Source organism: Micrococcus sp. KRD012, assembly GCF_017168555.1.
GTDB classification, from domain to species: Bacteria; Actinomycetota; Actinomycetes; order Actinomycetales; family Micrococcaceae; genus Micrococcus; species Micrococcus luteus.
The window spans coordinates 23,608-46,881 of record NZ_JABFBB010000012.1; the positions used below are offsets into that span (position 1 = coordinate 23,608).

The following is a 23,274-nucleotide window of genomic DNA, read 5'->3' on the forward strand; positions in this document are numbered from 1 at the left end:
GTCAATAGGAGGTCCACACCGACCGCGGTCGCCCGATCGCGGACGGCGTCGGGCAACGCGGGGTCGGTGACGATCGCGTCGAAGGCCCGGAGGGGGAGGGCCTTGAAGGTGGACACGCGCCCGTACTTCGAGGAGTCCGCGACGAGCACGCAGCGGTCCGCGTGCTCGGCGATGCTTCGCTTCACGATCGCCTTGCCTTCGGTGGGCACCGAGAGTCCGCGGAGGTCGAACGAGGACGCCGAGATGAACGCCAGGTCGATGTTGAAACCCGCCAGCTCCGCGGCGGCAGTGGGTCCGTCCGTGGACAGGTTCCCGGCGTCCAGGCGGCCGCCGAGCAGGTGGATCTGGGCTCCCGGGTGCTCGCCGACGGCCGCCGCCACGGCCAGGTCGTTGGTGACCACGTCGACCCGTTCCGCGGCGGGGCGGGCCGCAAGCAGTCGGGCCAGGGCGAGCATGGTGGTCCCGGCGTCCAGATAAAGGAGGTCCCCCGGGCGGATCAGCTCTGCCGCTCGGCGGGCGATGGCCGCCTTCTCCCGGGGCCGGATCCCAAGCTTCACCCGATGCGTCGCGTCCAGGGACAGGCGCGCCGGCTTGGCGACGCCGCCAGCCACGGAGACGAGGCGGCCCTCCTCCTCGAGCCGCTTCACATCCCGGCGCACGGTCATGGAGGACACGCCCAGCTCATCCGCCAGCGCGGTCACGGAGGCAGAGCCGCGCTCCACCACGAGGTTGACCAGACGCCGCCGCCGCTCGTCCGCGATCATGCCCGTTCTCCGGGGCGCTGGGACCCGCGGTGTGCCGCGAACCAGCCGAGGCCGTCCTCGGTGCGCCCGGCGGGGCGGTACTCGCAGCCCACCCAGCCCGTGTAGCCGGCCTTGTCCAGGTGCGCGAACAGGTGCTCGTAGGCGACCTCTCCGGTGTCCGGCTCATGACGGTCCGGGACGCCGGCGATCTGCACGTGGCGGGTGAGGTCCACAGACGCGTCCACCAGTCGGGTGAGGTCCCCCTCGGTGATCTGGGCATGGTAGAGGTCCAGCTGCAATCCGACGTTGGGGCGGTCAACCTCGGCCAGCAGCTCCCGGGCCTGCGGGACACGGGACAGGAAGTACCCCGGCATGTCCACCGCATTGATGGGCTCCAGCAGGACCTCCACGCCGTGATGCGCCGCGGCGTCGCAGGCGCGGCGGATCCGCTCCACGTAGCGGCGTCGGGCGTCGGCGTCGTCGGGATCCGCGATGCCGGCCATCACGTGCACCCGCGGGCACGCGAGGGCACGCGCGTACTCCAGGGCGGTGGCGATGCCGCGTTCGAACTCCGCGTCGCGGCCGGGCAGGGACGCGAGCCCCCGCTCCCCCGCGTCCCAGTCACCGGCTGGGGCGTTGAACAGCGCCTGGGTCAGCCCGGCCGAGCGCAGGGCCGCCGCGACCTCTGCGGCGGGGTACTCGTACGGGAAGAGGTACTCGACACCGGTGAAGCCCGCCTCCGCGGCGGCGGCGAAGCGCTCCAGGAAGGGACGCTCGGTGAACATCATGCTGAGATTCGCGGCGAACTGCGGCATCGGTGGATCCTCGGTGTCGGGCGGGCGATGGTCGGTGGAGGGTCAGGCCCGGGGGTCGGTGAGGCGCTGAGCGGCGGAGAAGAAGTCCTCGTCCCCGAAGTTCCCGGACTTCAGCGCGAGGTCCACCGCACCGTCCAGGCTCGCCGTCCACGGGACGCCGGGGGCGATCTGGGGACCAACGCGCAGCCCGGTGACGCCGAGCGCCTGCGTCACCGCACCGGAGGTCTCGCCCCCGGCAACGACGAACCGGCTCACCCCGCGTTCGCGCAGCGCGGCCGCCAGGGTGCCGAAGAGGCGCTCGATGGCCGTGGACACGCGCTGCCTTCCGTGGACCTCCTGCAGGCGACGGACCTCGTCGGGTCCGGCCGTCGCGTACACGAGGGGGGCGGGGCCGCCGTCCTGGGCGAGGACGAAGGCGAGGATCTCGTCTCGGAGGGCCGTGGCGTCCTCCAGCGTGCGGACGACGTCGACGGCCAGGGACGGGGCGATCTTGCGATAGCGATCGACCTGTCGATTCGTCATCTCGGACGCCGAGCCGGACAGCACCACGGTGCGCCCCGGGGTGAACCGCCAGGCGTCGGCCGCGGTCGTGGCGGCGCCGGTGATCGCGCGGCCGGTGAGCGAACGGGCCAGTCCGGAGCCGAGGCCGGAGCCGCCCGTGGTCAGGCGTAGGCCGGACACTGCCGCGCCGATGGTGTCGAGGTGGGTGTCGTCCAGGGTGTCCAGCACGGCATACCGGACCCCTTCGGAGCGGAGGCGGTCTAGCTCGCCGCGCAGCACCTCGGACCCACCGCCCACCACCGTCGAGGGGACGGACGCGGCCCGTCCGCTGCTCTGCCGTTCCATGAGCCGGACCAGGTCCGAGTCCCGCATGGGCGTCACGGGATGGTCCTTCATGCCCGACTCCTGGAGGAGCCGGTCGTGCACGAACAGGTGTCCCTGGTAGACGGTGCGGCCGTTGACCGGGAGGGCCGGGGCCACGACGGTGAAGTCCTCGCCGAGGTGCTCCAGCAGAGCGTCCGTCACGGGGCCGATGTTGCCCTCGGCGGTGGAGTCGAAGGTGGAGCAGTACTTGAAGACGATCCGCTCCGCACCGAGGCGTTCGAGGGCGCGGCAGGCCTCGAGGCTCTGGGCGGCGGCGTCCCCGGGCGGGATCGAGCGGGTCTTGAGGCTGATGACCACCGCGTCCGCGTCCACGTGATCGGGGACGTGTGCGGCACCCGAGAACTGCACGGTGCGGAGCCCACCGTCCACAAGGGCCCCGGCGATGTCCGTGGCTCCGGTGAAGTCGTCGGCGATCACTCCTGCTCGCAACGGCATGGTGCACCTTTCTGATCGGGCGGGGTCGCCCGATTTGTTCGACTCTGTGAACATGGGACGGAATTTCACATAAGCTAACATCGAAGGGCCAGATTGTGAACCGCACCACGGAAGGCGCCGCCATATGACTCCTCAGGCACAGAACGTCACCTTCGTCGGCATCGGCGCCATCGGCTTGCCGATGGCCCTCTCGGTGGCGGCGGCGGGGTTCGACGTCACGGGGGTTGACTTCTCCGAACGCCAGCGACTGGCGGCGCTGGAGCAGGGTCTGCCGGCCGCGGCCGACGCCGCCTCGGCGGCCGAGGCGGACGCCGTGATCGTGATGGTGGCAACCCCCGACCAGCTGTCCTCCGCAGCCCTGGGCCAGGACGGGCTCGTCGCCCGCATGCGGCCCGGGAGCACGCTGATCGTGATGAGCACCGTGGGCCCGGAGGCGGTGCGCTCGCTCGTCGCGCCGGCCGCCGAACGGGGCATCGGACTGGTGGACGCCCCCGTCACCGGCGGCATCGCGCGTGCGGCACGCGGAGAGCTGCGCATGTTCGTCTCCGGTGACCCGGCGGCCATCGACGCGGGACGCGCCGTCCTGGACGCCATGGGCGCCGTGGTGGACTGCGGGGCGGAGCCGGGGCGCGGCCAGTCGTTCAAGGTGGTCAACCAACTGCTGTGCGCGGTGCACATCGTCGCCGGAGCCGAGGCCCTGGCCCTGGCCGAGCGTCTGGGGCTGGACCCCGCCGAGGTGCTCGACGCCGTGGCGGACGGCGCCGCCGGGTCGTTCATGCTCTCCGACCGGGGGCCCCGGATGCTCGAGGGCCTGGACGCACAGGTCGCCAGCGCGATCGGGATCTTCGTGAAGGACTCCGCCCTGGTGAGCGCCACCGCCGCCGAGGCCGGGATCGCGGTGCCCGTGCTGGAGGCCGCCAAGCAGAAGTACCTGGACGCCGCCGAGGCCGGTCTGACCCTGAAGGACGATTCGCAGGTCATCCAGACTTACCGGTCCTGACCTCGCTCTGAACCGGACCCGTGTGATGGCGGCGGCGGCACGCTCCGCCCCGCCTTCGCCCTCGTGTTGCACCACCGCACGGTGCACCCGACGTCGTGATCGCCGAGCGTGGCGAGGAGGGTGCCGCCCAGGTGCGTGAGCTCGCCGGCGGCCACGGTGCGCACGGGGTGTGCGAGGCCGTCGGCACGCAGGGCTCCATGGACCGGGCCATGGACGAGCGCCGCGAGATCAAGGTGCTGCTGGAGGTCTGAGGCCCCTGCGGCGGGCGGAGGTGCCGAGGGGCTCCTCCGCCCCTCAGCCCTTCTTCACGGTGATCGTCCACTCCGCGGCGCCGCGCTTCACGAAGTCGGTGACCTCGTGGCCGTTCTCCGCGGCCCAGCGGGGCAGGGAGTCGGTGGCCTGGGTGCAGTCGAAGTCGATCACGAGCTCGTCCCCGGAGGGGATCTGCTCCATCGCCTGGGTAGCCTCCACGAGCGGGAAGGGGCAGACCTGGCCGTCGGTCTCGAGCAGGTGCTTCGCCATGATGTTCTCTCCTTGGTGTCGGTGGTCAGAGGTCGTTCGTGGGCGGGTCGGCTCAGCCGATCGGCGTGAGCTTCACGGGGCGGGCCGCCCCGGCGTCCGCCGCCGCGCCCTCGGCCGAGGTGAGGCCAGAGCCGGAGGTGGGGGCCGGCGTCGTGCCCTTGCCGCGGTGGTTGAGGATGAAGAGCTTGGCCGCCAGGCCGGTGCCCAGCACCATGAACACGAGGGCGGTCCAGCCCTGGAAGCTGAAGGTCGCGGTGTTCACCATCGCGTTGCCGATGGTGCAGCCGCCGGCCCACGCCGCGCCCCAGCCCATGCCGAGGCCGCCGATGATCGAGCGGACGGTGGTCTGCGCGTCGGGCACGCGGACGCGGAACTCGCCGGAGGCCTTCGCGGCGATGAACGAGCCGATCAGCAGGCCCGCCACCATCAGCACGCCCCAGTCCACGAGCTCGAGTTCGCCCGTGCCGAGGAACGCGCCGATGTTCGCGGACGGGCCGGTGATGCCCAGGCCGGACTCGCGGCCGGTCGCCCAGGAGAGCGGCCACGCGAGGATCGCCAGCACGCCGATGATCGCCGCGGTGACGAACGGGTGCCACGCCTTCTCGGTGAGCACGTGCGCGAGGCCGGTCTTGGCGGCGGGCAGGCGGAAGCGGGTCATGGCCGCCTCGCGACGCAGGTGATGACGCACGGCCAGGCCGACGCCGGCCACGAGCAGCGCCACGAACACCCACGGGGACAGCCCCGTGAGCTGCTGGAACGAGCCCGTCTGCGTCTCCACGGAGCGGACGGCCTCGGTGGTGCCGGCCAGCGGTCCCTTGCGGAAGGCGGTGGCGCCCACGATGTAGAAGATCAGCGCGAACCACGAGCCCACGAGGCCCTCGCCCGCGCGGTAGTACGTGCCGGTGGCGCAGCCGCCCGCGAGCACGATCGAGAAGCCGAAGATCAGGCCGCCGATGATCGTGCCCAGCCACGGGAACGTCTCCGCCTCCAGGGTGATCACGCCGAGCGCGTCGAGGGCGAACACGCCCACCGACTGGACGGCCACGATCACCATGAACGCGGTGAGCCATCGGGTGGACCGGACGGTGAACAGGTCACGGAAGGCGCCCGTGACGCAGAAGCGTCCACGCTGGAACACGAAGCCCAGGACGAGGCCGAGGAGGAGTCCGGTGATGATCATGCCTGCCATGAGACAGGATGCGACCGGGCCCGCGCGCCGCGCAGGACGTGCGGGGTAACAGTCGGAGAGCTGTGCCGGAGACGACGCGCGGGGGGCCGTGGGCGACGCTTGACCCTCCCCTTGGGGGAACGCCCACGCTGGGATCACCTGAGAGAAAGGTCGCCCCATGAGCCCCCTGATGACCGTCGGCGAGTTCGCCCTCGCCACCGGACTGAGCGTGAAGGCGCTGCGCTTCTACGACGAGCGCGGCCTCCTCGCCCCCGCCGACGTCGACGTCGACTCCGGCTACCGCCGCTACGCGCCCGGCCAGATCCGGACGGCCGCGCAGATCCGCGTCCTGCGGGCGGCCGGCCTCACGGTCGACGACGTCCGGTCCGTCCTCGCGGACCCGGCCTCCCTGCCGGCGCGGCTCGAGACACACGCGGCCGAGCTGCGACGCCGCCGCGACCTCGAGGACCGCGCGCTCGCGCTCGCGGCCGCCGGTGTCTACGCGGCCCCGGATCCCGACGACGACGGCGGCCCCGCCCGTCCCGGCCCCGTGGCGGAGCGCACGGTCGGGCCGACGCCGTGGGCCGGCGTCGTGCAGCGGGTGGCCCTGGACGAGGCCGGTGAGGAGGGGACCACCGAGCGCGCGAACGCCGCCTTCGCGATGCTGTTCCAGGCGCTCGCGGAGGCGGGGCCGGCACCGGCCGGGCCGCTGTGGACGGCGCTGCGTCCGGTGCCGGGCGCCGCCGACGTCGTGGAGACCGTCCTGGCGGTCCCGCTGAGCGGTCCGGCTCCCGCGGGCCTCAGGGTCGACGGGCACGAGGTGGTGACCGGGACACTGCCACGCCGTGTGGAGCGGTACGTGGACGTGCGGGCCGATGCGGGCGACGTCGACCTCCTCGACGACGCCCCCGGCGGCGCGCTGCGCCATCCGGATCTGCTGGGACTCATGGACGCGTTCGACGTGGACGACGCCGGCGCCGCGCCGGAGATCCGCCAGATCCTCGTGGACCCGGAGGCCGGACACGTCGAGTTGGCGGTGACGGTGCGGGAGGAGGCGGGAGCGGGGCAGGGGTGAGCCGGTGCGGGGGCGGCACGGCGTGTCTGGCCGGCCGACCCTGCCGGTCTCACACAGACCCCCCGGGGGCTCAGGGGTGCCCGGGGTGGCCCGAATGTGATGGAGTGCACGGATCCTGTCCGCGACCTGGGAAGAAGCCATGGAGCAGTTCGTCACCGCCGCCAACTCGATCATGTGGAGCCTGCCCATGGTCGTCGGGCTCCTCGCCCTAGGCCTGTACTTCACGATCCGCATGGCGGCTCCCCAGGTGCGGCTGCTCAGGGACATGGTGGGCCAGCTGGTCAGGGGAGGATCGTCGTCGGCGGGGATCAGCTCGTTCCAGTCGTTCGCCATGGCCCTGGGCGGGCGCATCGGTGTCGGCAACATCGCGGGCGTCGCGGCCGCGATCTACCTGGGCGGCCCGGGCGCGCTGTTCTGGATGTGGGTGACGGCGATCCTCGGCGCCCCCGTGGCGCTCGTGGAGAGCTCGCTGGCGCAGCTCTACAAGCACAAGGTCCGCGGCGAGTACCGCGGCGGGCCCGCGTACTACATCCTCGAGGGGCTCGGCCGGAACTGGCGGTGGCTGGCGGTCGCCTACGCCGCGGCCACCGTGTTCGCCACGGTCTTCACCGGCCCGCAGATCCAGGCCAACGCCGTCACCGCCGCCACGACCGAGGCATGGGGTTGGGATCCGCTGTGGGTGGGTCTCGGGATGGCCGTGCTGTTCTGCGTGATCGTGTTCGGCGGCATGCACCGCCTCGGCCGCACGGTGGGCCTCGTGGTCCCGTTCATGGCCGGCGCGTACATCCTGGTGGGGCTGCTCGTCGTCGGGCTGATGTGGCAGCAGGTCCCCGCGATGTTCGGCCTGATCTTCTCCAGCGCGCTGGCCCTGGACTCGGTCTACGGTGGCATCCTCGGCGCCGCCGTCGCGTGGGGCGTGCGCCGTGCCGTGTACTCCACCGAGATCGGCACCGGTTCGGGCGCCCAGGCTTCGGCGGCCGCCCACGTCTCCCACCCCGTGAAGCAGGGCCTGGCCCAGGCGTTCTCCGCCTACGTGGACACCCTGTTCGTCTGCACCATGACCGGCCTGATGATCCTCGCCACGAACAGCTTCAACGTGCTGGGCCCGGACGGGGAGAGTCTGCTCGCGGAGCACGTGCCCGGCGTCGAGGAGGGCCCGGCGTGGGTCCAGATCGCCATCGACGAGGCACTGCCCGCCTTCGGCCCGTCCTTCGTGGCGATCGCCGTCTTCCTCTTCTCCTTCACCACCCTGCTCTCCTTCGCGTTCTACGCGGAGACGAACGTCGCCTACCTCATCCCGAACAAGACGGCGCAGCGCGCGGTCATCGCGGTCGCCCGGCTGCTGCTGGCCGGCTCCATGGTGTTCGGGTCCGTGCAGAGCTCGGCCCTCGTGTGGGCGTTCGCCGACTTCGGCGTCGGCCTCTACACGTGGGTGAACATCGTGGCGCTCATCCTGCTGAGCCCCGTGGCCATCCGGCTGCTCAAGGACTACGACCGCCAGCGCCGAGCCGGCCAGGAACCCGTGCTGGATCCGCACGCGATCGGCGTCCGCAACGCCCGCCTGTGGGAGCAGATCCACGCGGCGTACCAGCAGACCGGCGACCTCGACCGCGCCATGGAGCACGTCGCCGACACCGCCCCGGACACCCGCGCGATCACGATCGTGCGCGGGGGCCCGGAGCGCGGGGAGGGGTGAGCGGGACGGGGTCGGCCCCGGGCCCGCACCCGAGAGGACCCCGTCATGACCGACGTCTCCACCTCCACCGACACCGCCGTCGGCGACTCGGACACCCGCCCCGCCGCCGAACGCACGGACGCCCCTGTCGCCGCGGTGCTGCTCGCCGGCCGGGCCGCGCTGGTCACGGGCGGCACCCTGGGCATCGGGTTCGGCATCGCTGCGTCGCTGCGGGACGCCGCGGCGCGGGTCGCCGTCACGGGGCTGACCGACGAGGAGTGCGCGGCCGCCCGCGAGGCCGGGTTCCCCGCGTACGTGCTGGACGTGCTTGCGTCCAACGCGGGCATCTACCCCCGATCCGGATCGCGGACATGACGGACGAGGACGTCGACCTGATCTTCGACGTCAACGTGAAGGGAACCATTCACGCGGCGCAGGCGGCGCAGCTGGGCTTCGTGCGGTCCGCGGCGATCGAGCTGGCGCGCCAGGGCGTCACCGCACCCGGCGCCCCTTCCAGGACGCCGACCTCGCCCTGATCCGTCCGGGACCCGAGTAGCGCCGGTTGAGTTATCACGGGTCTTCGCGCCCAGGACCCGCGATAAGTCAACCGGCGTTGCTTCGGGTGGCAGATCCGGGGCCGTCAGCTCCTCTGGTGAATCCGCGCCCGGCGCCCCGGCAGAATGACCCCATGGCATCCCCGCAGCCTCCACCACCGCGCCCACGGCATGGCCCCCGGCGACGCCATCTCCCCGCCGCTGGTGCACGCCTCCGCGTTCCACCTGCCCGGGTCCGGTCCCGACGGCGCCCCCGTCGCCCCCGGTGCGGACGTCGCCTTCCAGTACGCCCGCTGGGGCACGCCCACCTGGGCCGCGCTCGAGGCCGCCCTCGGCGTGCTCGAGGACGCGGACGTCGCCGTCGTCCCCTCCGGCATGGCGGCCATCGCCGCCGCCCTGCTGCCCGTGCTCCGCCCCGGTGACCGCGCCCTGCTGCCCTCGGACGGCTATGGCGCCACCCGCGCCCTCGCCGCCGAGCACCTCGTGCCCACCGGCGTCCACGTGGACTTCGTGTCCACGCCGGGCCTCGCGGAGGCCGACCTCTCCGCCTACGACCTCGTGTTCGTCGAGACCCCCTCCAACCCCGGGCTGCGCGTCGCGGACCTGGCCGACGTCGCCGCCCGCGCCCACGCGAACGGGCGGCGGGACGGGAAGGGGGCGCTCGTCGTCGTGGACAACACCTCCCTGACCCCGCTGGGGCAGCGGCCGCTGGACCTGGGGGCGGACGTCGTCGTCGCCTCGGACACGAAGGCCCTCAACGGGCACACCGACGCCCTCGGCGGGCACGTCGCGTCCCGCGACCCTGGACTGATGGCGCGCGTGCGCGGCTGGCGCACCCTGGCCGGCGGGATCCTCGGCACCCACGAGGCCTGGCTGATCCACCGCGGTCTGGAGACCCTCGAGGTCCGCTTCGCCCGCATGTGCGCGTCGGCGCTCGCGGTCGCCGAGCTCGCGGCCGGGCACCCGGCCGTGCGCGCGGTGGCCTACCCGGGGCTGCCGGACCACCCGGACGCGGCGATCGTCGCGCGCCAGATGACGGCGGCCGGCGGCGTCGTCGGGCTGGAGTTCGCGGACGCGGCCGCGGCGGAGCGGTTCATCGGGGCGGCCGCGTACGTGGTGGCGCAGACGAGCTTCGGCGGCACCCACACCGCGGCGGAGCGCCGCGCCCGCTGGGGCGACGACGTCCCGGCGGGCTTCGTGCGCCTGTCCGTGGGCGTCGAGCCGACGGCGGAGCTGCTCGCCGACCTGGCCCGGGCGCTGGACGCGGCGGCCGGACCCGCCTGAGCCTGGCCCTGCCCGCCTGAGCCTGGCCCTGCCCGCCTGAGCCGGGCCCGGCTACGCTCGCGAATCAGTCCCCGCCGCCCCGCCCCAGGAGACCCCCAGGAGACCCCCCCATGCAGCTCGACCTGATCGTGGAGAACGCCCGCCTCCTCACCGGCGACCCCGCCCGCCCGTCGGCCTCGCGGCTGGGGGTGTGGCGGGGCGTCGTCGTCGGGGTGGACGAGGAGCTGGACGGCCTCGCAGCACGCGAACGCTTCGACGCGCGGGGGCGCACCGTCCTCGCCGGGTTCAACGACGCCCACGCGCACAGCGTCTGGTTCGGCCAGTCCCGGCTGGACGTGGACCTCGAGGGTGCGCGCACCGCGGAGGAGGTCCACCGCCGGGTCCGCGCCCGCGCCGCCGAGCTCGGCCCCGGCGCCTGGGTGACGTGCACCGGCTTCGACCCCGGCCACCTCACCGGCCCGCAGCCGGACCGGGACAGCCTCGACGCCGCCGCCTCAGGGCGCCCCGTGCTCATCCGCCACAACACGGGCCACGCCGTCACGGTGTCCGGGGCGGTGCTGGTCCTGGCCGGCGTGGGGGAGCAGGTGCTGCAGCAGCCCGAGGGCGGACGGATCCTCACGGATGCCGCCGGCCGGCCCACCGGTCTGTTGGAGGAGACCGCCATGAGCCTGGTGACCCGGCTGCTGCAGCCGGAGTCCCACGAGCACATCGGCGCGTGCCTGGCGCGGGCCTCGCAGGAGTACGCGGCCGAGGGCATCACCTCGGTGACGGATGCGGGGGTGGCCGGCGGGTGGATCGGGCACAGCCCGCTCGAGTTCGGCGCGTATCAGCGCGCCCGGGACGCGGGGCTGCTGCGCACCCGCTTCCAGACGATGGTCACCCTGGACGCGCTGCGCCCGGTGGACGGCCATCCCGACGACGGCACGCACCTCACCCTCGACGCCGGCGTGCGCACGGGCGTGGGCGACGAGTGGCTGCAGATCGGGCCGGCGAAGGTGTTCACGGACGGGTCGATGCTCGGGCAGACCGCCGCGATGACCGAGGACTACTGCGGGCACGGCCACGGCCGCGGCTACCTGCAGCAGGACGCGGGGGAGATGCGCCGGGCGTGCCTCGGTGCGGCGGCCGCCGGCTGGGCGCTGGCCCTGCACGCGATCGGCGACGCCGCCCTTGACTTCGCCCTCGACGTGATCGCCGAGGCGCGGGGCCGGTTCGGGCGCCCCGTGATGCCGCACCGCGTGGAGCACGGCGGGGTGGTCCGCGACGATCAGGTGGCCCGCATGGCCGAGCTGGAGGTCGTGATGGCCACCCAGCCGAACTTCATCAGCGCGTTCGGCGGGTCGGTGCGGGAGCGGATCGGGCCGGAGCGGGCCGCGCTCTCGTACCCGGCCGGGCGGCTGCTGCGCGCGGGCCTGGTGCTGCCCGGCAGCTCGGACCGTCCCGTGGCCGGCGGCCGCCCGCTGGAGGTCATCCAGGACTTCGTGCTGCGCCGCACCGAGACCGGCGAGCAGTACGGTCCGGACGCGGAGCGGCTCACGGTGGCCGAGGCCCTGCACGCCTACACGGTCGGCTCCGCGGAGGCGACCGGCTGGGGCGGCCGCAAGGGACGGCTCGTCGCAGGCCAGCTCGCGGACTTCACGGTGCTCAGCGAGGACCCGCGCGCGGTGCCGAGCGACCAGATCGCGGCGATCGACGTCGTCGCCACCGCCGTGGGCGGGGAGTTCGTGCACGGCGGGCTGTGACGCCCGGCCCCGGCCCCGGCGCCCCGCGACGAGCCCTGCGATATGGCCCCTAAACGCGTGGTTTAGGGGCCATATCGCAGGGCTCGTCATCCAGGGGAGCGGGTGGGGCATGTCCGGTGGCCCGGCGGTCAGCCGTGGCTCTGCTGGGGGGCTGCTCCCTACGCTCGGAGGACGGCGCGCAGACCGCGCGTCGCCCCGAGACCATGAGGAGCACCCCGTGGCGCACGACGACGCGAACACCACCACCACCGACCAGCTCACCCTGCAGGACCCCACGAAGCGCTACCCCGTGATCAGCCCGCCGGAGGAGACGCTGCCCGGCACCGGCCTGGACGCGGAGATGACGCCGAAGGCCGACCTGGGTGAGAAGTCCTACCGCGGCACCGGCCGTCTCGAGGGCCGCAAGGCACTCATCACCGGCGGCGACTCCGGCATCGGCGCGGCCACCGCGATCGCGTTCGCGCGCGAGGGCGCCGACGTCGTGATCACCTACCTGCCCGAGGAGGAGAAGGACGCCCAGCACGTCCTCGAGGTCCTGCAGGCGGAGGGGCGCACCGCCGTCGGGATCCCCGGTGACCTCCGCGACAAGACGTTCTGCGCCGACCTCGTGGCCCAGGCGGTCGAGAAGCTCGGCGGGCTGGACGTGCTGGTGAACAACGCCGGCAAGCAGGTGGCGCAGGACTCGATCGAGGACATCGACGACGAGCAGCTCGAGGCCACCTTCGACGTCAACATCCTGGCCCAGTTCCGCCTGGTCAAGGCCGCCCTGCCGCACCTGAAGCCGGGCTCCACGATCATCAACACCACGTCCGTGGTGACCTACATGGCCCCGCCGCAGCTCGTGGACTACGCCTCCACCAAGGCCGCCATCAACACCTTCACGAAGGCCCTGGGCCAGCAGCTGGCCCCGAAGGGCATCCGCGTGAACGCCGTGGCGCCCGGGCCGATCTGGACCCCGCTGCAGCCCTCCGGCGGCCAGAAGTCGGAGGACCTGCCGGAGTTCGGCCAGTCCACTCCGCTGGGCCGCGCCGGGCAGCCCACCGAGCTGGCCCCGGCCTACGTGTTCCTGGCCTCGCCGGAGTCCTCCTATGTGGTGGGCGCGACCATCCCGGTCACCGGCGGCATGCCGACGCCGTGAGGTGAGGCCTGTCAGGCGGGGCGTGTACCCCGCGATAGACAAGGTGACGGTCGTGGTCGCCTCCGGACACCGGAAGCGACCACGACCGTCACCTTGTCTGTGGGGTGGGGCTGCAGGCTCCACAGCCTTGTGCGGAATCACCTGATGGAGCCCGGCGGTGTCGCGCGGAGCCGGCTCAGCGAAGACGCGGAGATCCCGCGTGGTGTGCGTCTGGGCGCAGTTCTCAGGCACAGACCTAGCCTCAACGAAGGGGGTGGGTGACTCCGCGCGACGAAGACGACCCTACGTGAGGACGCGCGTGCTGGGGAGGCGCCCCCATGGCGCGCGGGGCAGGCGGGCCAGGGGATGTACCCCTACTAGCTGATAGTAAGTATGTGAGTGAGAAATTGCTAAGAGGGTTCCATTATTGACCCTGTGCGCCCGCTCTGTCAGCATCTGTGTCATGCCTCACCGAGGCTTCCGACCACTCGATCTTCGCGCGGGAGGCGGACACGTTAAGCGGGGGCAGCGCCCGAGCGAATGGGGCGGCCCCGAGACCAGGACGAAAGGCCGCGTCATGTCTGACTTCGACACCCTGTCCCTCGAGGACCTCCTCGCCGCGTGTGCTCCCGGGGGGAGCACCTCACTCTTGTCGGAGACCCCGCTCCGGCCCGCCGGCGGCCCCGGGGCGGTGATCGCGCCGGCCAAGGTGATCGAGGGCCGGGGTGAGCCCACCTACGCCTACGAGCGTCGGATGGAACTCGACGAGGCCGGTCAGCCGCGACCGGTGTGGACCGTCGTCGTGGACAGCAAGCAGTCGGTCTCCAACCGGGACGAGGACGCCATCATCTCCGCTCGGCGGGATCAGGGGACACCGGAGGGAGAGGCGCTGCGCAAGGTGCCGACCATCGAGGTGCGTTACGGAGAGGCTGTCGAGTCGGATCTCTCCCTGCCTCATCGTGCGTTCGACGGACACATCCGGGCGGCCACCCTTGACGGTGCTCCCGTGACGCAGACCGAGGCCTACCGTGCACTGCGAGACGCCACGAAGCTCGACGCCCGGGCTCTGCTGGACGCCGCACCGACGGCCTTGGTCCTCGGCGCATGGGACTCCACTCGGAAGTCGCATCAGGGCCGCTACCAGTCCTGCATGACGGGTGAGATCATCGGCGTTCTGGCCGACCAGGACCAGGAGGGCGGGGCGCCGCGGACCAATCGGCGCGCAGCTGGCCGTGTGGACCCCGTCGCGGCGAGCGTCAAGCCATCGGCCAAGGACGTCGAGGCACTGGTCAAGGCGCAGGCGGGTGAACTGAGCGCCAAACTGCAGGACAAGGTGCTCGCCGAGGCCAAGAAGAAGGGGGAGACCGGATCGTCCATGTCCACGCTCGGCCTGGGCCACATCCCGCCGGTCCTCGGCGAACTGGGCGGTGTCGCGTGCCGTTCCATCATGCGACGACGCCTCCTGTCCTTTTCCGCGCTCCGTCAGCTCCGCTTCGGCGGCACGACGGAGCAGGACGTGGCGTGCCGCGCCCTGCTCGCGGCCTACGCCCTGCTCGGCATGGCCCTCTCGGACCGCGAGCTGCATCTGCGTGCGAACTGCCATCTGGTCGAATCCGATGAGCCGACCGTGACCCTCGACCTCCGGTACGGCAAGTCCCGGGCGCTCGCCCCCATCACGGACGAGGTGGCCGTCCAGGTGTTCGAAGCGGCGCTGGCGCATGCGAAGTCGGTCGCCGGTGTCGAGTGGAACGGGCAGACCATCCAACTGGTGGGCGACCCGGCGATCCTGGGCGCCGCCAGCACCGACGACGTCGAGGTGTGACCATGGGCGGACTCGTCATCAGCGCGGACTTCCCGCTGGGCGTCTACACGGGCCACGGGCCGGACGGCGGCGCAGAGCGATTCCCTGATGTCGCGAGGCTCTTCTCGGCCCTCGTGCAGGCGGCCGCTGCGGGGACTCTTTCGACGGGGGATCCTGAGGCTCCGTTCACGGCAGAGTCGTTGGCCGCCCTGGACTGGCTCGAGGAGCATCCGCCGGATGCGTTGGTCCTGCCTGGTCACACGCCCGTGGCACCTGGCGTGCGACGCTTCGCGTACCGGAAGGAGGGGGTCTTCCTCAAGGAGGTCGGCAAGACCAACTACAAAGTGACCGGCCGGCCTGTCTCGGACGGAACTGCGCTCGGCGGCCCCGTGCAGTGGGTCTGGGATGACGGGCCCAGCGGGACGGACACACAGGTCTGCTCAACTCTGGAACAACTCTGCGCGGACGTGCCCCATCTCGGAGAGGCGTCGTCGCCCGTACGTCTGACGGTGCACGAGGGGGAGGGCCTTCCGGCGCCCACGCATCGACGTGACCGGAATGCAAGTCTGCGTGCGGTCCCCGGTGCGGTGCGGCAGGCGATGCCGAGTCCCGGACGGAGGGCAGAGCTCGACCGTGCCCACGCGGCAACGACGCTGGGGCGGAAGCCCTCGGCTAGCGGCGACAAGCACACGACGTCGGCGGTGCCGCATGCCACCCTGCCGCCGCGCGACCACCTCCGGAGCGGGATCTTCGCGCCGGTCGAGCACCACGAACCTGACGTTCCCTGGACCCAGGTGCTGGCGGTCCCCGTCATCGGGGCCAACTCCACTGTCCCTGAAGAGCGGTACGTGAGTGTCTGCGTCGCCCTGCACCGCGCGCTCGTGTCGCGCCTGGGCCCCGACGCCCCGCCGGAGATCACCGGCCGTTATGCGCCGTCCGTCGCCCCACCGGCCAACCGTGTCGCACTCCACCTGGCGCCGGGGGACCTTCCGAACCTGCCGTTCTCGGACGGACGGGATCGATTCCTCGTCCTGGTGCCGCGAGGGATGCCCGGGCCCGCCCTGGGGATGCTGGCATCAGCCTTGGCCGGGGTCCGCCGTGTCGTCACCTCAGAGCACCAGCTGACCGTTGCACCTGAGGAGATCGAGGTGTACGACGGGACTGAATTCTGGAAGGCTCCGACCGAGGGTGCGGTGCGGACGTGGGACGCCCAGCCGGCCGTGGTCGTAGAGCGACGGCTCAAGTCCAAACCCCCGATCCGGGACGTCGACCTGGCTGCCGCATGGTCTTTGGGCAATGTGCTCCGTGACGTCGAACCGGCGTTCGCGACGAAGGACCCTGTCGCTCGGCACGCAGCGGTTGTGGAGAGCGGGGCGCAGCTTCGGGGCAGGGCGTTCCGCACGCTCACGCCGACGGCGTACGTCCACCGTACGGACCGCCGCAGCCCCATCGAGCCGTTCCGCCTCACGCTCACTCTCAGCACCGCCGTGCCTGACCGGGCCATCCTCGCGCTCGGTCAGAGCCGTCATCTGGGCTGCGGACTGCTGGTGCCCACGGACATTCCCGGATCGACCCAGGAGCGGTCATGAACGTCAATGACAAGGCGGCCTTGACCGTCGCCATCGATGAGTTCGACGAGTTCTTCGCCGCCGTGAACCATGGCCGTGAGCCCTACGCCTGGCAGCGTGCTCTGCTGAGGCAGGTCGTGACGACGGGACGCTGGCCTGACGCCGTCGTTGCGCCCACGGGCGCTGGCAAATCGAGCGTCTTGGAGGTGCACGTCTTCGCGGTGGCCATGACCCACGCACCCGGGTGGGAAGGGGCCCGGGCCCCTCGTCGCCTCTGGCACGTGGTGGGGCGCCGAGCGCTCGTTGACGACATGGCCTCCCGGGCCGAGGCTGTGTTCGATCAGCTCGCCGAGATCACGGACGTCCCGATCGAGGCGCCTTTGAGCCGAGTCGCAGCTGCCCTGAGGCGCATCTCGCCGGCCGGGCAACCGGGCTCGGTGACAACGCTCCGCGGCGGGATCGCACCGGAGCGTGGATGGCAGGACGACCCGGTCTCCTGCCAGGTGATCTGTGCGACGCCGGACATGGCCGGCAGCCGGCTCCTGTTCCGTGGCTATGGCTCCACCGCAGGGATGCGTCCCCGCGAGGCGGGGCTGATCGCATACGACTCCGTGCTGATCCTGGACGAGGCCCATCTCAACCGGCAGCTGCTCACCACGGCTCGTCGCGTCGCGTCGCTCGCCGGTGAGTCACCTCTCGCCGCTCACGTGCCCGTACTGCAGGTCGTCGAGACGACGGCCACTCCGGCGGGACTCGCGCCGGCCCAGACTTCTATCGGCGTCGAGCTTTCGGACATCCGCACGGGTGCCGTGGGGGAGGCGCTCCTGCGCCGTCTGGACCGTCCGAAGCCAGTCCATCTGCACCTGGACGGCCCCTGGCTCGCTGGGGGCATAGCGCGTGAAACGACGCAGGGAGCGCAGGAGATCGCCCGCATGGTGACGGACGCCGTGCAGGCGGGACACACCCCCGTGGGGGTCGTCATGAACCGCGTCGCGTCGGCCCTGGCCGTTCATCGTGCCCTCCGCGGTCTCAATGGCGGCCTCGATGTCGTGCTCGTCGTAGGGCCGCGCCGGCGCTGGGAGCAGGCCCTCGAACGATCCCGGACCCCGGATGTCTACGTGGCGACCCAGGCGATCGAAGTCGGCCTCGACCTGGACTTCGGGTTCCTCATCACGGATATCGCGTCAGGGTCGGCGCTTGCGCAGCGGGCGGGGCGGCTCAACCGCACCGGGGCTCGGGAATCCGCCCCCATGCATGTGCTCTGTCCGTCCGCCGATCCCACGGCCAAGACGGCGGCCCCTTACGAAGTGCAGGACATCACCGACGCGCTCGAGTGGCTCCGGGATCGCGCGGAGGATCCGAAGGGGGTGAGTCCCGCTGCTCTCCTGGAGAACCCGGCCCCGTCCTCCACCCCGGCCAGGCCCGTCCTCAGCGAGATCGAAGCCGCGCGCGCGGCCCTGTTCAGCCGCACGTCCGAGGCACTGGCCGTCGAACCGGACTTGACGCTGTGGCTGAGGGACTCACTGGACGCGGAAACGGACGTCGCCGTCGTGGGCCGCCGGCTTCCCCGTCTCGGCGAAGACGCTGGAGAGGACTGGTCAGGGTTGGACCAGGCGGAGTCCGCGGCGTTGCTGGCGACTGCCCCACCTCAGCCGCATGAGGCCTATCCGGTCACGCTCTCCCGGCTGCGCCTGCTGCTCGCCGGGGGCCGCCGCGGGCGGGCGACGCCCGCGTTCGTACGTCGTGGACGCCAGTGGACGCTCGTGGATCCGGATGCCTCGGGTCACGGGATTGTCCCGGGGGATGTCGTCTGCGTCCCCCACGACTGGGCTGCCACACACCATCACGTCCTGGTCGAGGATGGCCGGGAGCCTGTCGGCGACGTCCTCGACCCGCGGTCTGCGGACGGGACGATGCTCTCGCTCGAACCGGTGAAGGCCAGTCAGCGCAGGGTGGTGTTCATGACCGGCGTCGCCTCGCCTGGCGTGCAGGACCACCTTCGATGCTCTCTATTGGAGGTCTGCGCGGACCTGCAGGAGGCGGACGTTCCGCTGACCCTCCTCAGCGTGCTGGATGCGTTGGATGACCGGGGACAGTCCGCGTGGCTCACCGCTTATCTCGGCCAGTGGGCGGACCCGGACCTGGTCGCACGATTCGACGTGAGGGTCCACGTGGGTGGCCGGGCTCCCGGCTCGCCGCAGCAGGCGGCATGGGTGGTGTTCGAGCTGCTGGACGCGGCCGATCCCGACGACGCCCAGCTGTCTGCGACAACCGGGCGCAGCCCTGTGTCCCTCGCCGAGCACCAGAGGGACGTGGCAGACCGGGCCGGCGAGTTCGCCCAGGTCCTCGGCCTGCCTGAGGGCCTGAAGCGGACGTTGACTGTGGCGGGGGCACACCACGACGACGGCAAGAGCGACGACCGCTACCAAGCTTGGCTGACCCAGGGCGTGGCTGGCGTGGACGAGCCGATGGCGAAGAGTCTGCTGAGCGCCCTGCCCTTCCGTCAGTCACGGTTCCTCCCCGCTGGCTGGCGGCACGAGCAGCTGTCCGCCGCAATGCTTCACGCGCATGCGGACGGGGCGGACGCCCTGGCCGTGCGTCTGGTGGGAACCAGCCACGGACATGGGCGCGGCACGTTCCTGATGGGCGCGGAGAGTCTTGTCCACCCGGAGGCACCCCCTCACGTCCGCATGGCCGCGGAGGAACTGTTCGACGTCGGAGTCTGGGACGCACTGGTTCTGTCCGTGGAACAGACGTGGGGGCTGTGGGCTGTGGCCTGGCTCGAGGCGGTCCTGCGGGCCGCCGACGTGACGATCTCGAAGGAAGGACGATGAACATGGCCCGCACGACTGAGCCGGTGACCCTGGCTGGGACGTGGGACGTGCTGCTGTCCCATGCGGCGCTGCTCGGCGCCGCGATGATCGTGGAGGAGGAACTGGGAGCCGGTGCCGTGCGGCTGCGGTGGACCGACGAGCCGGACTCTCGACCGCAGTTGTGTGGGGCAGGGCTTGATGCCGCGGCCTTTGGCAGCCTCATCCACCGGCATGCGACCCGGCATGTCCAAAACCCGGGGGGCTGGCTGTACTCCACGGACGCGGTGGCTGGATCGTTGTTCTCGGCCCGGACCAAGATGCCGGCGTCCGAGCACGGGTGGGCAGACCTGCTGCATGATCGCACAGAGGTGGCGCGGCCATTGCGCGGCCTCGACTCGGCTCTCGTGGTGGGCTTGGGGGAGCGGGCCTGGTGGCACAGGACGAGTAAGTCGTTCCGGCCGGACCATGGCGCGGCCGCCTGGGAGATGCGCACCAGGAACAAGGGCATGGAGTTCATCGCGCATTCGCTCCTCCCCACGGGAAGGGCCGTGGCCGGCCGAGCGGTGGAGGCAGTGACCTCGGGCCTTCTCGGGACCACGGTGGAGGACGAACCGGGCAAGAACAAGCCGGATTCCCGCACGGCGACGGGCATGGCCCCCCTGGGGCCGGTGGATGCTGCGCGGGCCTGGGTGGGGCTGTGGGCGCTCGCGGCCTTGCCCGTCTGGGCGGACAGCCACGGGCGGTCCGTTTCGTCCGCTCATATCCCAGCCCGCAGGGAGTCGTTGGCGCGGCTGTTGATGCCGGTGCCGACATCCTGGGTGACGGTGGCGCGGATGCAGGCCGCCTTGCGCTCGCGATACCTGCTCGTGGCGGGGGAAGACGCGACAGGGCCCAGCTTGGGCTCAGCCGAGACGACGGCGGCTCAGGCGATCCTGGAGGAGTGGGGGTTCGCTCAGATCCTGAGCTTCCCCGTGAACGTCACCGGCAGTGCGTCGGCCCCGGAGCGGCGCACTCTCGCGGCGAGGGCGCTGAGATGACTGAGCACGACACGGGGGAGCCGTATGCTGACTCGCTGCCATTCAGTCTGGTCGCGCACTGGAGTTTCTGCCCGCGTCGGGCATGGCTCGAGGCCATGGACGAGAAAGCGCCGAAGGTGGCGCAGATCCAGCAGGGAGTGGCGGACCATGCGCGGGTGGACGTGCCCACCACACGTGAGGCTCAGACGATGCGCGGCATCGACGTGCGCGACCCGTCTCTCGGCGTCCACGGGCGAGTCGACCGGGTCGAGCGACTCCCGTCGGGGCGTCTACGCGTCGTCGAGCACAAAGCCACCCCGGTGAAGCGAGCTGCCCGAATCAGCGATGCCAATCGTCTGCAGCTGGTACTGCAGACGATGGCGCTCGAATCCCAGGGGAACACGGTGGAGGACGCCGAGGTGTACTTCACCACCCATCACCGGCGGGTCCCGGTCGAGATCTCGGCAGCGCACCGAAAGGCCGCCCGTGATGCGGTGGCATCGGCTCGGTCCGTGGTCAACGGGAAGACCGCTCCGGCACCGTTACTGGACGACCCGAGGTGCATGCGGTGCTCCCACGCCTCCGTCTGCCTCCCTGAGGAACGGCAGGAAGCAGAAGTGCTGTCCCGAATCGTCCCGCCGGACCCTGCCGGTGAGACCCTGCACCTCACTGTGCCGGGGAGTCGAGCGAGCATGTCGGCCGGGCGGATCACGGTGGTGAAGGGCGATGAGCGGCTGGCCAGCATCCCTTTGGAGCGGGTGTCGGCCGTCGTGGTGCACGGCAACGTCGACCTCTCAGGAGCGTTGCTGCGGGAGCTGATGTGGCGAGGCCTTCCCTGTGTCTGGTGCACGGGGGCAGGGCGCGTCGTCGGGTGGACCAATGGAGTCAAGCCGCCGAATGGCGGCGCACGCTTCCGTCAGTTCGCGGCATCGGCCGAAGGCCGAGTGGACATCGCTCGCGAGTTCGTGGTGGCCAAGGTCGCGAACCAGGCTACGATCCTCCGGCGTTTCGGAGGCATGCCAGCTGTGGTCAAGCGTCTTCGATCGGCGACGCGACTGGCGAGCACGGCGACGTCCACCGGCCAGTTGTTCGGAATCGAGGGCCGGGCCGCCGCAGAGTATTTCGCAGGATTCCCGGGACTGCTGGCGCCAGGTGTGGACGCGGGCGTGGCTGAGTCCTTCCCCGGTCGGGTCGGGCGAGGGGCCACCGACCCGTTGAACATCGCCTTGAACTACGGGTATGGGATGCTCCTGTCCGAGGTGATCCGTGCGGTCCTGGCCTGCGGCCTGGACCCGCATGCCGGGGTGCTGCACTCCAGCGGACGGAACAAGCCGGCCCTGGCGCTGGACCTGATGGAGGAGTTTCGTCCGCCCGTGGTGGATTCCGCCATCTTGGCCGCGTTCAACAATGGCGAGTTGGGGCGACTGTCTTTCACTCACGTGCTCGGCGGCGCGCGGCTCACCCAGACCGGCCGGCGCAAAGTGATCGCGGCGGTGGAACGGCGTCTCGGGACGGAGTTCAAGCACCCCGTCTTCGGATACAGAGTGACGTGGCGCCGCGCGATAGAGGTCCAGGCGAGGATGTTCCTCGGCGTCCTGGATGGCTCGCAGGAGGTCTACAAGGGGGTGCGAGTCCGTTGAGTGCCCGGGATCGTCTCCGGAGGCGACTCATCGCCTATGACATTCCTGACGACCGCCGCAGATCCCGGGCGGCCCGCGTCCTCGAAGGGTACGGAGATCGAGTCCAATATTCAGTCTTCGTGGTGGATGCCTTGCCCGCCCAGTTCGTCTCCCTCCAGGCAGCCCTCGAAGCGGTGCTGGATCCGGGCGAGGACAGCGTGCTGGTCTGCGACCTCGGGCTGACGGCCACGCTTGGCGCAGAGCAGTTCAGCTTTCTGGGTCGATCACGCGAGATTACTGTGGACGGGCCCATCATCATCTGAAGCGAGCCAGGGACCTTCGCGAGCGCTCCGTCGATGTCCGGAATCCGGCGAGCCGTCGCATCAGAAAAGGGCTTGTCAGCCCACGGTTCATGGGCCGAGGCCGAAAGGCATGGAGCTCCACGGACGCCTCTTGAGCCCAGGGCTCGCCGAAGGTCGCGTCTGCCCATGTCAAGGGGCTGTAATCTGAGGTGCTGTCTCCGCTCCTTTGGAGAGCGGACTTCGTTGAGGCGCGTTCAGGCACCCGGCACCCGGCGACCACGGCACAGTCTCCGCTCCTTTGGAGAGCGGACTTCGTTGAGGCTTGATGGACCCCAGGACGTCGTGCGTGCCACCGGTCTCCGCTCCTTTGGAGAGCGGACTTCGTTGAGGCACGCAGTACAGCGTGGAGCGGGCCGGCACCCTCTACGTCTCCGCTCCTTTGGAGAGCGGACTTCGTTGAGGCATCGTGATCGCGAACGCGTGCGTGGACGAGGTGACGGGTCTCCGCTCCTTTGGAGAGCGGACTTCGTTGAGGCGTGTGTGCGCCACGGGTGCCCCAGCGGTCTGTGACGACGGTCTCCGCTCCTTTGGAGAGCGGACTTCGTTGAGGCGCGGACCCGCAGGGTGTGCTCCGCGCCGGCCCGGCCCGGTCTCCGCTCCTTTGGAGAGCGGACTTCGTTGAGGCCGCGAGGACGTGGCCAAGGCCGCCCAGGTCTCCGGCGTCTCCGCTCCCTTGGGGAGCGGACTTCGTTGAGGCGGCCTTCAGGGTGGCCCGTCCACACAGATCATGGGTGTCTCCGCTCCTTTGGGGAGCGGACTTCGTTGAGGCGTGATCGTCGGGCCGGGCCGCCCGGACACCCCCTCAGTCTCCGCTCCTTTGGGGAGCGGACTTCGTTGAGGCAACGGGCTGCTCATGGAGAACCAGACGACCTCCGGTCTCCGCTCCTTTGGGGAGCGGACTTCGTTGAGGCCGCATGGCCGTCGAGTCGTCCCGGAACGTCCACGCCAGTCTCTGTAAGCGGCCATGAAAAGCTGCCCATAGGTGGCCAGGGAATGACCCGCTGACGGCCATGAGGACTGCCCAGTGATGGCCACGGGAACTGCCCGGTGCTGGCCATCTGGTTTGCCCGCGTTGCTCGT

Annotated in this window: 20 protein-coding genes and 1 CRISPR repeat array; of the genes, 15 read left to right on the forward strand and 5 right to left on the reverse strand. The window is 71.3% G+C overall.

Annotated features, from left to right (window positions below):
• The 3 genes from J1M37_RS06100 to otnK all read right to left on the reverse strand — a co-directional run.
• Positions 1–764, reverse strand: a 764-nt coding sequence (locus J1M37_RS06100) for a DeoR/GlpR family DNA-binding transcription regulator (protein ID WP_206452329.1), incomplete at its 3' end; no start/stop codon positions are given.
• The gene (gene otnI / locus J1M37_RS06105) at positions 761–1,558 is read right to left on the reverse strand and encodes a 2-oxo-tetronate isomerase (RefSeq protein WP_063189466.1); all 798 of its coding nucleotides are present in this window, start codon (positions 1,556–1,558) and stop codon (positions 761–763) included. The genes otnI and J1M37_RS06100, both read right to left, overlap by 4 nt.
• 42 nt (positions 1,559–1,600) lie before the next feature.
• Positions 1,601–2,878, reverse strand: a complete 1,278-nt coding sequence (otnK, locus tag J1M37_RS06110; protein WP_082836641.1) for a 3-oxo-tetronate kinase — start codon at positions 2,876–2,878, stop codon at positions 1,601–1,603.
• A gap of 124 nt (positions 2,879–3,002) precedes the next feature.
• On the opposite strand from otnK, the gene J1M37_RS06115 reads away from it, so the two are divergent.
• Complete coding sequence (locus J1M37_RS06115) at positions 3,003–3,878, forward strand: NAD(P)-dependent oxidoreductase (protein WP_063189468.1); 876 nt, start codon at positions 3,003–3,005, stop codon at positions 3,876–3,878.
• A gap of 95 nt (positions 3,879–3,973) precedes the next feature.
• Positions 3,974–4,129, forward strand: a complete 156-nt coding sequence (locus J1M37_RS06120; RefSeq protein ID WP_157557099.1) for a hypothetical protein — start codon at positions 3,974–3,976, stop codon at positions 4,127–4,129.
• A gap of 43 nt (positions 4,130–4,172) precedes the next feature.
• Here J1M37_RS06120 and J1M37_RS06125 read toward each other — a convergent pair whose 3' ends face one another.
• Together J1M37_RS06125 and J1M37_RS06130 are read right to left on the reverse strand one after the other, a co-directional pair.
• Positions 4,173–4,400: a sulfurtransferase TusA family protein gene (locus J1M37_RS06125; protein ID WP_041104858.1), complete on the reverse strand. Its 228-nt coding sequence runs from the start codon at positions 4,398–4,400 to the stop codon at positions 4,173–4,175.
• A gap of 52 nt (positions 4,401–4,452) precedes the next feature.
• A complete protein-coding gene (locus J1M37_RS06130; protein WP_144819798.1) occupies positions 4,453–5,580 on the reverse strand; it encodes a YeeE/YedE family protein in 1,128 nt (375 codons plus the stop codon).
• A gap of 166 nt (positions 5,581–5,746) precedes the next feature.
• Between J1M37_RS06130 and J1M37_RS06135 the strand changes: the two genes are divergently transcribed.
• The 13 genes from J1M37_RS06135 (at position 5,747) to cas2 (ending at position 22,155) form a co-directional block, all read left to right on the forward strand.
• A complete protein-coding gene (locus J1M37_RS06135) occupies positions 5,747–6,643 on the forward strand; it encodes a MerR family transcriptional regulator (RefSeq protein WP_206452323.1) in 897 nt (298 codons plus the stop codon).
• A 139-nt stretch (positions 6,644–6,782) separates the two neighbouring features.
• Complete coding sequence (locus J1M37_RS06140) at positions 6,783–8,339, forward strand: alanine/glycine:cation symporter family protein (protein ID WP_206452324.1); 1,557 nt, start codon at positions 6,783–6,785, stop codon at positions 8,337–8,339.
• A gap of 45 nt (positions 8,340–8,384) precedes the next feature.
• Positions 8,385–8,693, forward strand: a complete 309-nt coding sequence (locus J1M37_RS11675) for a hypothetical protein (RefSeq protein ID WP_274607194.1) — start codon at positions 8,385–8,387, stop codon at positions 8,691–8,693.
• Complete coding sequence (locus tag J1M37_RS11510; protein WP_241250905.1) at positions 8,690–8,854, forward strand: hypothetical protein; 165 nt, start codon at positions 8,690–8,692, stop codon at positions 8,852–8,854. Before J1M37_RS11675 ends, J1M37_RS11510 begins: the two co-directional genes overlap by 4 nt.
• Before the next feature lie 144 nt (positions 8,855–8,998).
• Entirely contained in the window at positions 8,999–10,156 is a 1,158-nt protein-coding gene (locus J1M37_RS06150; RefSeq protein ID WP_206452325.1) for a cystathionine gamma-lyase, read from the forward strand.
• A gap of 110 nt (positions 10,157–10,266) precedes the next feature.
• On the forward strand, positions 10,267–11,898 hold the full coding sequence (locus J1M37_RS06155) for an amidohydrolase (protein WP_206452326.1): 1,632 nt from the start codon (positions 10,267–10,269) through the stop codon (positions 11,896–11,898).
• A 217-nt stretch (positions 11,899–12,115) separates the two neighbouring features.
• Positions 12,116–13,036 carry an SDR family oxidoreductase gene (locus J1M37_RS06160; RefSeq protein ID WP_163721481.1) on the forward strand — a complete coding sequence of 307 codons (921 nt, stop codon included), beginning with the start codon at positions 12,116–12,118 and terminating at the stop codon, positions 13,034–13,036.
• A gap of 556 nt (positions 13,037–13,592) precedes the next feature.
• Positions 13,593–14,837 (forward strand): type I-G CRISPR-associated RAMP protein Csb1/Cas7g, encoded by a 1,245-nt coding sequence (gene cas7g / locus J1M37_RS06165; protein ID WP_078025320.1) that lies wholly within the window; start codon positions 13,593–13,595, stop codon positions 14,835–14,837.
• A gap of 2 nt (positions 14,838–14,839) precedes the next feature.
• Complete coding sequence (gene csb2, locus J1M37_RS06170) at positions 14,840–16,405, forward strand: type I-G CRISPR-associated protein Csb2 (RefSeq protein ID WP_078025321.1); 1,566 nt, start codon at positions 14,840–14,842, stop codon at positions 16,403–16,405.
• Entirely contained in the window at positions 16,402–19,218 is a 2,817-nt protein-coding gene (gene cas3g, locus J1M37_RS06175; protein WP_078025322.1) for a type I-G CRISPR-associated helicase/endonuclease Cas3g, read from the forward strand. The genes csb2 and cas3g overlap by 4 nt, the downstream gene beginning before the upstream one ends.
• A gap of 2 nt (positions 19,219–19,220) precedes the next feature.
• Entirely contained in the window at positions 19,221–20,234 is a 1,014-nt protein-coding gene (locus J1M37_RS06180) for a hypothetical protein (RefSeq protein WP_078025323.1), read from the forward strand.
• Positions 20,231–21,853 (forward strand): CRISPR-associated endonuclease Cas1, encoded by a 1,623-nt coding sequence (gene cas1, locus J1M37_RS06185; RefSeq protein ID WP_113914409.1) that lies wholly within the window; start codon positions 20,231–20,233, stop codon positions 21,851–21,853. Before J1M37_RS06180 ends, cas1 begins: the two co-directional genes overlap by 4 nt.
• Positions 21,763–22,155: a CRISPR-associated endonuclease Cas2 gene (gene cas2, locus J1M37_RS06190; protein ID WP_233490735.1), complete on the forward strand. Its 393-nt coding sequence runs from the start codon at positions 21,763–21,765 to the stop codon at positions 22,153–22,155. Before cas1 ends, cas2 begins: the two co-directional genes overlap by 91 nt.
• Before the next feature lie 193 nt (positions 22,156–22,348).
• Positions 22,349–23,105: a CRISPR direct-repeat array (repeat unit 36 nt; unit sequence GTCTCCGCTCCTTTGGAGAGCGGACTTCGTTGAGGC).
• The last annotated feature ends 169 nt before the right edge of the window (positions 23,106–23,274 follow it).